The sequence below is a fragment of the Streptomyces sp. NPDC047706 genome (genome assembly GCF_043204795.1).
Lineage (GTDB): Bacteria > Actinomycetota > Actinomycetes > Streptomycetales > Streptomycetaceae > Streptomyces.
In genome coordinates, this window is the sequence record NZ_JBIDCW010000016.1 from 164,971 (window position 1) to 173,430 (window position 8,460).

An 8,460-nucleotide genomic window follows, 5' to 3' on the forward strand; every position below is an offset into this window, starting at 1 on the left:
AAGGGGACGACGAACACGTCGCCGACCACCGCGGGGCCTACGCCTTCACCGACGCCGACAGCGGCATCCGCACCCGCACCCAGGCCGACGACGGGCCCGGGATCCGCACCGCGCCCCGGGGCCACGACGGGACCGGGTCCCACACCCACGGCCGGTGCCACGACAAAAGCGGCACCCACGCCCAGGGCCGGGGCCACGACAGCAGCGGCGCCCACACCCCGGCCCGGGACGGCGACGGCGACGGCGTCCACACCCGAACCCGGCGCCACAACAGCGCCCCGGCCCGGTGGCAGCCTCGCCACCGGGCACGCAGCCCTCGCCGCTGGCGCCACTGCCACCGCCCGCCCGGCCTCCCGGCCCAAGGGCGCCACTCCCACCGGCCCGTCCTCCCGGCCCGAGGGGACGACGGCCACCGGGGCGCCCGCGCAGCCGAGAACCACCGCCGCTTGCGGACCCCAGGCCCCCGCTCCCCCGCACGCAGCGGAGCGCCGGAAGGCCCCGGCCGACGCGCGCCCTCCGCAGGACGAGGGCGGCACCAGCGCCGAGCGGCCACGCGGGCCGGAGGGCACGTCCGCAGCCGCGGCCGGCCCACCCCGGCGAACGGGTACGCCGACTGCCAGGTCCGCGCCTGCGCCGAAGAGCACACCCACGGCCGCCCGGCCGACTCCCCAGGCCAAGGGCACGCCCGCAGCCGCCGCCCGACCGCCCAGGCCGACGGGCACGCACTCCACCGGGTCCGCGCTTCATCCGACCAGCATTCCCAACCCCGGCCGCGCCGCCCACTTCAAGGTCAGACTCAACGGGCCCACGCACGCGCGGCCGGCCAAGCCACAGCCCGAGGCTGCCGGAACCACACCCGCCCCCACGCCCAAGGACGCCACGGCCGCCGAGCCCCAGCGCCACAAGCGCGGTGCCACCGCCCCCGGCGAGCGTCCGCGAGCGACGGGCACCACAACCGCCGGACCCACGCCCCAACCGCCCGGCCCGCCCACCACCGGACCCACGCCACCCCAACCGCCCAGCCCCTCCACCACCGGACCCACGCCGCCTCAATCACCCGGCACCACCACGGACACGGGCACGCCACCCCGACCGCCCGGGCCCACCACCGCACGCACAACACCCCAACCCCCCGATCCCACCACCACACGCACAACACCCCAGCCACCCGGTATCACCGCCACCAGGCGCACGACGTCTCAGTCCTCGGCACACAGTCCGGGAGGCCCTGCGCAGCAGCGGCGCCCCCAAGCGCCCGCCGCCGGACCCGCGCGTAAGCCTTCTGCCCGGACCGCCGCCCCGCCCGCCCAGGACGGCGGGCCCGACGCCGCCTCTCCCGGTGGCCGGGGACGGCACCGGCGGCCACGGCGGCGCAAGGTGCTTCTGGCGCTCGGCGGGCTGGTCCTGGCCGCCGGGCTGATGAGCGTCGTCCGCGTAGGGACGCCCGAGTACGGCGACGGCGGTCCCGGAGCCGGCGCGGCCGGGCGGAGCCCCGGGGCCGTGGCCGGGAGCGAGCCGGCGACCGATACCGTCGCCACGGTTCCCGCCGGCACCGGGGACACCCGGGCCACGAATCCGCCGGACTCCGCCGCGCAGGGCAGTCCGGACATGCCGCACGCGCACGGCACGGCCCCCGGCACGCCGTCGGCCCCGAGCGCCGCCGCCCGGCCTCAGGGGAACGCGCCCGCCCCGGTCCCGGGCCGGTCCACGACCGTTCCGCACGCCCCCGAGGCTCCGCAGGTGCCTGGCGTCCCGTCCGCCTCGGCCACCAGCGGTCCCACCAGTCCGCCGCCGCGCCCGCCCACGGACGGCCCGGCGCCCTCCCCCACGCCCAGCGCCCCGGCTCCCGAGCCGGACCGGCCCGGCCTCTGCCTGCCGATCGTCGACCTGTGTCTGGGCCTGCGCTGACCGAGGGGAGGCGCGGCTACGAGGATCCGTCCCGCCGCGTGAGCAGCCACGGCTCGACCACGCCCAGCCCACGCACCGGGCGCTGCCACATCGGCTGAAGCCCGAAGCGGTACGCGGGCGGCGCCTCGCCCTCCTTCTCCGCGGCCGCCGCGGCCTCGGCCGCCTCCGCCTCGGAGGCGGGGGCCTCACCGCTGCGGATCAGCTCCTCGGCGAACGCGCTGTCGACCAGGACCGCGTCCCGTGGCGCTATGGACGTCAGACGGGAGGCCAGGTTCACCGTGGTTCCGAAGACATCACCCATGCGGGTGGTCACCGTGCCGAAGGCGATGCCCACCCGCAGCTCCGGCATCGTCTCGTCGTTCGCCAGGGTCTCGATGAGCCGTAGCGCGATCTCGGCCGCGACGGCGGAGTCGTCCGCGGCGTACAGCACCTCGTCGCCCAGCGTCTTGATCAGACGTCCGCCCCGCGCCGCGACCAGGTCGGCCGCCGTGGTCTCGAAGGCCTCGACCAGTTCGCCGAGTTCCTCCTCCTCCAGGCGACGCGTCAGCCGCGTGAATCCGACCAGGTCGGCGAAGCCGACGGCCAGCCGCCGGTCGACCATCTCCTCGTCGTCCCCCGCCTGCACGACCCGCCCGGTGGCCGCGGCGAGCTGGCGACGCCAGACGTAGACGAGGAACTCCTCCAGTTCCGGCAGGAGCAGCTCGATCAGCGGATAGGTCACCTCGGTGCGGGTCATGCCGGGCTCGGGCGGCTCGGTCAGGCCCTCCAGGAAGGAGTCGATCTGCCACTCGGCGAGCCGGGCGGTGGTCTGCCCGGTGGAGCGGGCGACCTGCACCGCCATCGCCTCGCTGAGCAGTCCCGCCTCGACCAGACCTGCCAGGCGCCGCAGCGCCAGGACGTCCGCCTCGGTGAGCGCCTTGGCCTGGCCTATGTCGGCGAAGCCCATGGCGCGCCAGAAGCGGGAGGCCAGTTCCATGGAGACACCGGCGCTGCGGGCCGCCTGGAACGGCGTGTAGCGCCGCTCGGCGCCCAGGATGAGCCCTTCGAGCCGCAGGGCGAGCGGGTCCTCGCCGGAGTCGGCGCCCTGCGGGTCCATGCCGGAGCCCGTGTCGTCGACGGTCACGCCTGCTGCCCTTCCGATCTGCCGCGGTCAGGTATCGACCGGCCCCAACTTTACGTCAGCTGTGCCCCAGGTCACTCCTCCCGGAACCGCGGCTAAACCCCCCTCAAGTGCACGATGTCGCCCGCGCCGACCGGCTCCTGCACGCCGTCCGCCGTCGCCAGCACCAGCCGTCCGTCGCCGTCCACCGCGACCGCCTCTCCGATGATCGACCGGTCTCCCGGCAGTTCGGCCCGCACCGTCCTCCCCAGCGTCGCGCACCCGGCGGCATACGTCTCCTGCAAGCCACTGGCCGCCGGGTCGCCCCCGGCCGTCCGCCAGCGCCGGTACCACTTCTCCAGGGACCGCAGCACGGCCCGCAGCAGCGGGTCCCGGTCCGTGTTCGCCGCTCCGGCCAGCGCCAGCGATCCCGCCGTCGGCACCGGCAGTTCCTTCTCGCGGAGCGTGACGTTGAGGCCCACGCCGATGACCACGCCGTCGTCGGCCGCCCGCTCGGCGAGGATGCCGCCGGCCTTGCGTTCCTCGCCGCCGACGGTGACCAGCAGGTCGTTGGGCCACTTGAGTGCCGTGTCGACCCCGGCCGCCCGGGACAGGCCCGTCGCCACGGCCACGCCGGTGAGCAGCGGCAGCCAGCCCCAGCGGGCCACCGGAATCTCCGCCGGACACAGCAGCACGGAGAAGAACAGGCCCGAGCGCGGTGGGGCGGTCCACTGGCGGTCGAGGCGCCCCCGCCCGGCGGTCTGCTCCTCGGCGACCAGCACCGCCCCCTCCGCCGCCCTGCCCTCGGCGGCGCGGGCCACCAGGTCGGAGTTGGTGGAGCCGGTGCTCTGCACCACGTGCACCTCGGACCACACGCCGCCCTCGCGCACCAGCGCCTTGCGCAGGGCCGCGGCGTTCAGGGGCGGCCGGTCCAGATCGGTCCAGCGGTTGCTCGGGTCTGATGCATCTCGGGGCGTCATGCAAGCCACCCTAGGTGTGGTAAACGCCGCACTGCCGATCGATAGGCACCCCACTACGCTACGGATGAGTAACCGTCCCCCCTTTTGAGCAGGCAGGGAGCCACATCCCGATGTCCGAGCCGGAAGAGCGTCAAGAGCGTCAAGAGCGTCAAGAGATCGACATCCACACGACCGCGGGCAAGCTCGCGGATCTCCAGCGCCGTATCGAGGAAGCGACGCACGCCGGCTCCGCTCGCGCCGTCGAGAAGCAGCACGCGAAGGGCAAGTTGACGGCGCGTGAGCGGATCTCACTGCTGCTCGACGAGGGTTCCTTCGTGGAGCTGGACGAGTTCGCCCGGCACCGCTCCACCCACTTCGGCCTGGACCGGAACCGCCCCTACGGCGACGGTGTGGTGACGGGGTACGGCACCGTCGACGGCCGTCCCGTCGCCGTGTTCTCGCAGGACTTCACCGTCTTCGGCGGGGCGCTCGGCGAGGTCTACGGGCAGAAGATCGTCAAGGTGATGGACTTCGCGCTGAAGACCGGCTGCCCGGTCATCGGCATCAACGACTCCGGCGGCGCCCGGATCCAGGAGGGCGTGGCCTCGCTGGGGGCGTACGGCGAGATCTTCCGCCGCAACACCCACGCCTCGGGCGTGATCCCGCAGATCAGCCTGGTCGTCGGGCCCTGCGCGGGCGGCGCGGTCTACTCGCCCGCCATCACCGACTTCACGATCATGGTCGACCAGACCTCGCACATGTTCATCACCGGCCCGGACGTCATCAAGACCGTCACCGGCGAGGACGTCGGCTTCGAGGAGCTGGGCGGCGCCCGCACCCACAACACCGCCTCCGGCGTGGCCCATCACATGGCCGGGGACGAGAAGGACGCCATCGAGTACGTCAAGCAGCTGCTGTCGTACCTGCCGTCCAACAACCTCAGCGAGCCCCCGGCGTTCCCCGAGGAGGCGGACCTCGCCCTCACCGACGAGGACCGTGAGCTGGACACGCTGGTCCCGGACAGCGCGAACCAGCCGTACGACATGCACACGGTGCTCGAACACGTCCTGGACGACGGCGAGTTCTTCGAGACGCAGCCGCTGTTCGCACCGAACATCATCACCGGCTTCGGCCGCGTCGAGGGCCGCCCGGTCGGCCTGGTCGCCAACCAGCCGATGCAGTTCGCCGGTTGCCTCGACATCGCCGCCAGCGAGAAGGCGGCGCGGTTCGTCCGGACCTGCGACGCGTTCAACGTCCCGGTGATCACCTTCGTCGACGTGCCCGGCTTCCTGCCCGGCGTCGACCAGGAGCACGACGGCATCATCCGGCGCGGCGCCAAGCTGATCTTCGCGTACGCGGAGGCCAGCGTCCCGCTGATCACCGTCATCACGCGCAAGGCGTTCGGCGGTGCCTACGACGTCATGGGCTCCAAGCACCTGGGCGCCGACCTCAACCTGGCCTGGCCGACCGCCCAGATCGCCGTGATGGGCGCGCAGGGCGCCGTCAACATCCTGCACCGCCGCACCATCGCGGAGGCGGAGGCCGAAGGCAACGGTGACGCCACCCGGGCGCGGCTCATCCAGGAGTACGAGGACACGCTCCTCAACCCCTATGTCGCCGCGGAGCGGGGCTACGTCGACGCGGTGGTCATGCCGTCCGACACGCGCAGCCACATCGTGCGCGGTCTGCGTCAACTGCGCACCAAGCGGGAATCCCTGCCTCCGAAGAAGCACGGCAACATCCCCCTCTAGAAGACCCCGACCTGCTGGAGCAGATATGACGATCAAGGTCGTACGGGGCAATCCGACCCCGGAGGAGCTGGCCGCCGCCCTGGCGGTGGTCCGCGCCCGCGCCGCGGCGGCTTCGGCCCTGCCGTCCGGCGCGCCCGGCCCGCGGGACTCCTGGTCCGATCCGGCCCGCCTCGCGGCGCAGCACATGCCCCAGGCGGGCCCGGCGGCGTGGGCGCGCACCTACTGGCCGGCCTGAAGCACGTCCGCGACGGCTTCGGCCATCTCCTCGTGACCCGGGTCGTTCGGGTGCAGGTGATCGCCGAAGTCGTACGCCGGGTCCAGCCGGTCCGGGTCCGCCGGACCGGCCAGGACCCGGTGCAGGTCCACCCGAGGTGTCCGAGAACGTCACGCCCGAGCCGCCGGACGCCTGTCCGCCCGTACCACGTCGAGTCGTCGAGCAGCGGGTTCCCGCCGATTCCCGCGTTGGTCACCGGCCGGCCCGTGCGCCTCGCCGGCGCGTCCGGCCAGCGGCAGCCGGTGCCGGGGGCCGAGCCGAAGCCCCGGTGAGCGTCTCCCACGCGCCCACCGCGAGTTCCGAGGCATCGCTCACCCGGTGCCCGCGCGCCGGTATCGCGGCCTGGAGGGCGCCCGCGAAGGTGAGCCGGCGGATCGAGCCCGGCTCGCCGGCGGCACCGGCGGCCGTGCGCGCCACCGTGGCGCCCGCCACCCGCACGGGTGAGGTGCCGTACGCGTTCGAGAGCCGGACGCGCAGCTTTCCGCCGCCCGCCGTGAGCCGGACGGCCTGGCGCGGCGACCGCCGCCGGAAGCCCTCTCGGGACCAGTCGGGGCTGAAGCCGTCGAACCGTCTGCGCAACTTGAGTACGCGTACTCAGGCGCCGCCCGGCCGCGCCGCTCACGATCGGGGGCATGCTGTGGTCCGACCCGGAGAACGAACCGCCGAAGGAACTGCGTGACATGCAGGAGATGTTGCGGCGGCTGGGTGTTCTCATGGCGCTGGCCATGGTCGTCACGATGATCGTGCTCGGCCTGGGGTGAGCCGTTCGGAGTACGCCGATACGCTGGCCGCATGACTGACCAGCCGCGCCGCCGACTCGTGCTCGCCTCCCAGTCCCCCGCCCGGCTCGGACTGCTGCGGCAGGCCGGGCTCGATCCCGAGGTGATCGTGAGCGGCGTCGACGAGGACGCCGTCACCGCGCCCACGCCCGCCGAGCTGGCGCTCGCGCTCGCCGAGGCGAAGGCCTCCGTGGTGGCCGCCCGGCCCGCGGTCAAGGGCGCCCTGGTGATCGGCTGCGACTCGGTGCTCGACCTGGACGGCGAGGCGCTCGGCAAGCCCGCCGACGCCGAGGAGGCCACCGCGCGCTGGAAGGCCATGCGCGGCCGCGCCGGAACGCTCCAGACGGGCCACTGCGTCTATGACACGCTCAGCGGGCGGTACGCGTCCGCCACCGCCTCCACGGTCGTCCATTTCGGTGATCCCTCCGACGAGGAGATCACCGCGTACGTGGCCTCCGGCGAGCCCCTCCATGTCGCCGGGGCCTTCACCCTGGACGGCCGTTCGGCGCCCTTCATCGACGGCATCGACGGCGACCACGGCAACGTGATCGGCATCAGCCTGCCCCTGGTACGCCGGCTGCTGGCGGAACTGGGCGTCGGGATCACGGAGTTGTGGGCGCCGGCGGAGGGCTGACCGGAGCGTCCGTGACCGGGGAGCCGTCCTCCGGCGAGTCCCCCGTGCCGTCCGGGCCGTCCCCGGCCTCCTCGGGCGCGGGCCGCCGCTGACCGTCGTACGTCATCAGGAGCAGCACGAGCAGGCCCATCACCACCATCATGAACAGGAACGCGCCCCGGCCCACCAGCCCCCAGCCGACCGCCCCCAGCACGCCGTGCACCACGGCCGCGCTGATCAGCAGGACGCGCCCGAGACCGGCCGGGGCGCGGTCGCGCACGCCGACCAGCAGGGCGACCACGCCGCACAGGACGAAGTAGAGCCCGAAGACCACGCCGCCGATCTTCGAGGACAGGGACATCAGGTCCGGGTCGAGGCCGGCCAGGGACATGTCCTGGTTGTCGACCACCATCCCCATGATCCACTGCAGCGCCGCGATGCCGCATCCCTCGGCGAAGAGCACGAGCGCCACGATCCACGCCACCGGCCTGCGCACCATCGGTCCCACCCCGTTTCGACCGCCGTACCGCCACATGGGGTCGTTACCCCGAGTACGTTCGAGTACTTCGCGCACGCTACTAACGGGTAAAGCGCGGGACAAGGGTTGAGCCGCGAGCAAAGAATCATTGGGCCATTCGTAGGGACTCCACAAAGAATCGGAGTGGGGCGCGGCACGCTCTCACAGAGACCTTGACCACATGGGAAGGCTAGGGTTTGCCGGAGGAATCCTGCGTACCGTGCCGCGACAAGGGATTTCGCGGGTCGAGCAAGCCTCGCATCACGCTCCGTGTGGGCAAGCTCACCATTGGGGACGGGTCGAAGTGCCGTGTCGGCAGTCCCTAAACTCGGCTTGTTTCAAGGAGGGAGCCTCATCGTGCGCAAGGTGCTCATCGCCAACCGTGGCGAAATCGCTGTCCGCGTTGCCCGGGCCTGCCGGGACGCCGGGATCGCGAGCGTGGCCGTCTACGCCGACCCGGACCGGGACGCTCTGCATGTCCGCGCCGCGGATGAGGCGTTCGCCCTGGGTGGTGACACCCCCGCCACCAGCTACCTCGACATCGGCAAGGTCCTGAACGC

The 8,460-nt window shown here is 73.3% G+C and carries 11 protein-coding genes; 6 read left to right on the forward strand and 5 right to left on the reverse strand.

Annotated features, from left to right (window positions below):
* Positions 1-1,377 precede the first annotated feature (1,377 nt).
* Positions 1,378-1,908 (forward strand): hypothetical protein, encoded by a 531-nt coding sequence (locus tag ACGF8A_RS20520; protein WP_393110092.1) that lies wholly within the window; start codon positions 1,378-1,380, stop codon positions 1,906-1,908.
* Between the two features lie 16 nt (positions 1,909-1,924).
* Here the strand turns inward: ACGF8A_RS20520 and ACGF8A_RS20525 are convergent, their stop codons facing one another.
* Entirely contained in the window at positions 1,925-3,031 is a 1,107-nt protein-coding gene (locus ACGF8A_RS20525) for an adenylate/guanylate cyclase domain-containing protein (RefSeq protein WP_393110094.1), read from the reverse strand.
* A gap of 92 nt (positions 3,032-3,123) precedes the next feature.
* Entirely contained in the window at positions 3,124-3,987 is an 864-nt protein-coding gene (locus tag ACGF8A_RS20530; RefSeq protein WP_393110096.1) for a biotin--[acetyl-CoA-carboxylase] ligase, read from the reverse strand.
* A 110-nt stretch (positions 3,988-4,097) separates the two neighbouring features.
* Here ACGF8A_RS20530 and ACGF8A_RS20535 point away from each other — a divergent pair, with 110 nt between their 5' ends.
* The gene (locus ACGF8A_RS20535) at positions 4,098-5,717 is read left to right on the forward strand and encodes an acyl-CoA carboxylase subunit beta (protein WP_393110098.1); all 1,620 of its coding nucleotides are present in this window, start codon (positions 4,098-4,100) and stop codon (positions 5,715-5,717) included.
* Between the two features lie 25 nt (positions 5,718-5,742).
* Positions 5,743-5,952 carry an acyl-CoA carboxylase epsilon subunit gene (locus tag ACGF8A_RS20540; RefSeq protein ID WP_393110100.1) on the forward strand — a complete coding sequence of 70 codons (210 nt, stop codon included), beginning with the start codon at positions 5,743-5,745 and terminating at the stop codon, positions 5,950-5,952.
* Here ACGF8A_RS20540 and ACGF8A_RS20545 read toward each other — a convergent pair.
* On the reverse strand, positions 5,937-6,083 hold the full coding sequence (locus tag ACGF8A_RS20545; RefSeq protein WP_393110102.1) for a hypothetical protein: 147 nt from the start codon (positions 6,081-6,083) through the stop codon (positions 5,937-5,939). The two genes, ACGF8A_RS20540 and ACGF8A_RS20545, sit on opposite strands and share 16 nt — an antisense overlap.
* Before the next feature lie 100 nt (positions 6,084-6,183).
* Positions 6,184-6,570 (reverse strand): hypothetical protein, encoded by a 387-nt coding sequence (locus ACGF8A_RS20550; RefSeq protein ID WP_393110104.1) that lies wholly within the window; start codon positions 6,568-6,570, stop codon positions 6,184-6,186.
* Positions 6,571-6,623: 53 nt separating this feature from the next.
* On the opposite strand from ACGF8A_RS20550, the gene mmpB reads away from it, so the two are divergent.
* Both mmpB and ACGF8A_RS20560 read left to right on the forward strand, forming a co-directional pair.
* Entirely contained in the window at positions 6,624-6,752 is a 129-nt protein-coding gene (gene mmpB, locus ACGF8A_RS20555) for a morphogenic membrane protein MmpB (protein ID WP_393110106.1), read from the forward strand.
* A gap of 31 nt (positions 6,753-6,783) precedes the next feature.
* Positions 6,784-7,404: a Maf family protein gene (locus tag ACGF8A_RS20560; protein ID WP_393110108.1), complete on the forward strand. Its 621-nt coding sequence runs from the start codon at positions 6,784-6,786 to the stop codon at positions 7,402-7,404.
* Here the strand turns inward: ACGF8A_RS20560 and ACGF8A_RS20565 are convergent.
* Positions 7,373-7,882 carry a hypothetical protein gene (locus ACGF8A_RS20565; RefSeq protein WP_393110110.1) on the reverse strand — a complete coding sequence of 170 codons (510 nt, stop codon included), beginning with the start codon at positions 7,880-7,882 and terminating at the stop codon, positions 7,373-7,375. The two genes, ACGF8A_RS20560 and ACGF8A_RS20565, sit on opposite strands and share 32 nt — an antisense overlap.
* Positions 7,883-8,257: 375 nt before the next feature.
* Here ACGF8A_RS20565 and ACGF8A_RS20570 point away from each other — a divergent pair.
* The coding region (locus tag ACGF8A_RS20570) for a biotin carboxylase N-terminal domain-containing protein (protein WP_393110112.1) at positions 8,258-8,460 on the forward strand (203 nt) is incomplete at its 3' end.

What these genes read in the sequence shown, in the direction of transcription:
- ACGF8A_RS20530 (WP_393110096.1), bottom strand. Translation starts at nt 3,987, where the DNA reads ATGACGCCCCGAGATGCATCAGACCCGAGCAACCGCTGGACCGATCTG.
- ACGF8A_RS20535 (WP_393110098.1), top strand. Translation starts at nt 4,098, where the DNA reads ATGTCCGAGCCGGAAGAGCGTCAAGAGCGTCAAGAGCGTCAAGAGATC.
- ACGF8A_RS20540 (WP_393110100.1), top strand. Translation starts at nt 5,743, where the DNA reads ATGACGATCAAGGTCGTACGGGGCAATCCGACCCCGGAGGAGCTGGCC.
- mmpB (WP_393110106.1), top strand. Translation starts at nt 6,624, where the DNA reads ATGCTGTGGTCCGACCCGGAGAACGAACCGCCGAAGGAACTGCGTGAC.
- ACGF8A_RS20560 (WP_393110108.1), top strand. Translation starts at nt 6,784, where the DNA reads ATGACTGACCAGCCGCGCCGCCGACTCGTGCTCGCCTCCCAGTCCCCC.
- ACGF8A_RS20565 (WP_393110110.1), bottom strand. Translation starts at nt 7,882, where the DNA reads ATGGTGCGCAGGCCGGTGGCGTGGATCGTGGCGCTCGTGCTCTTCGCC.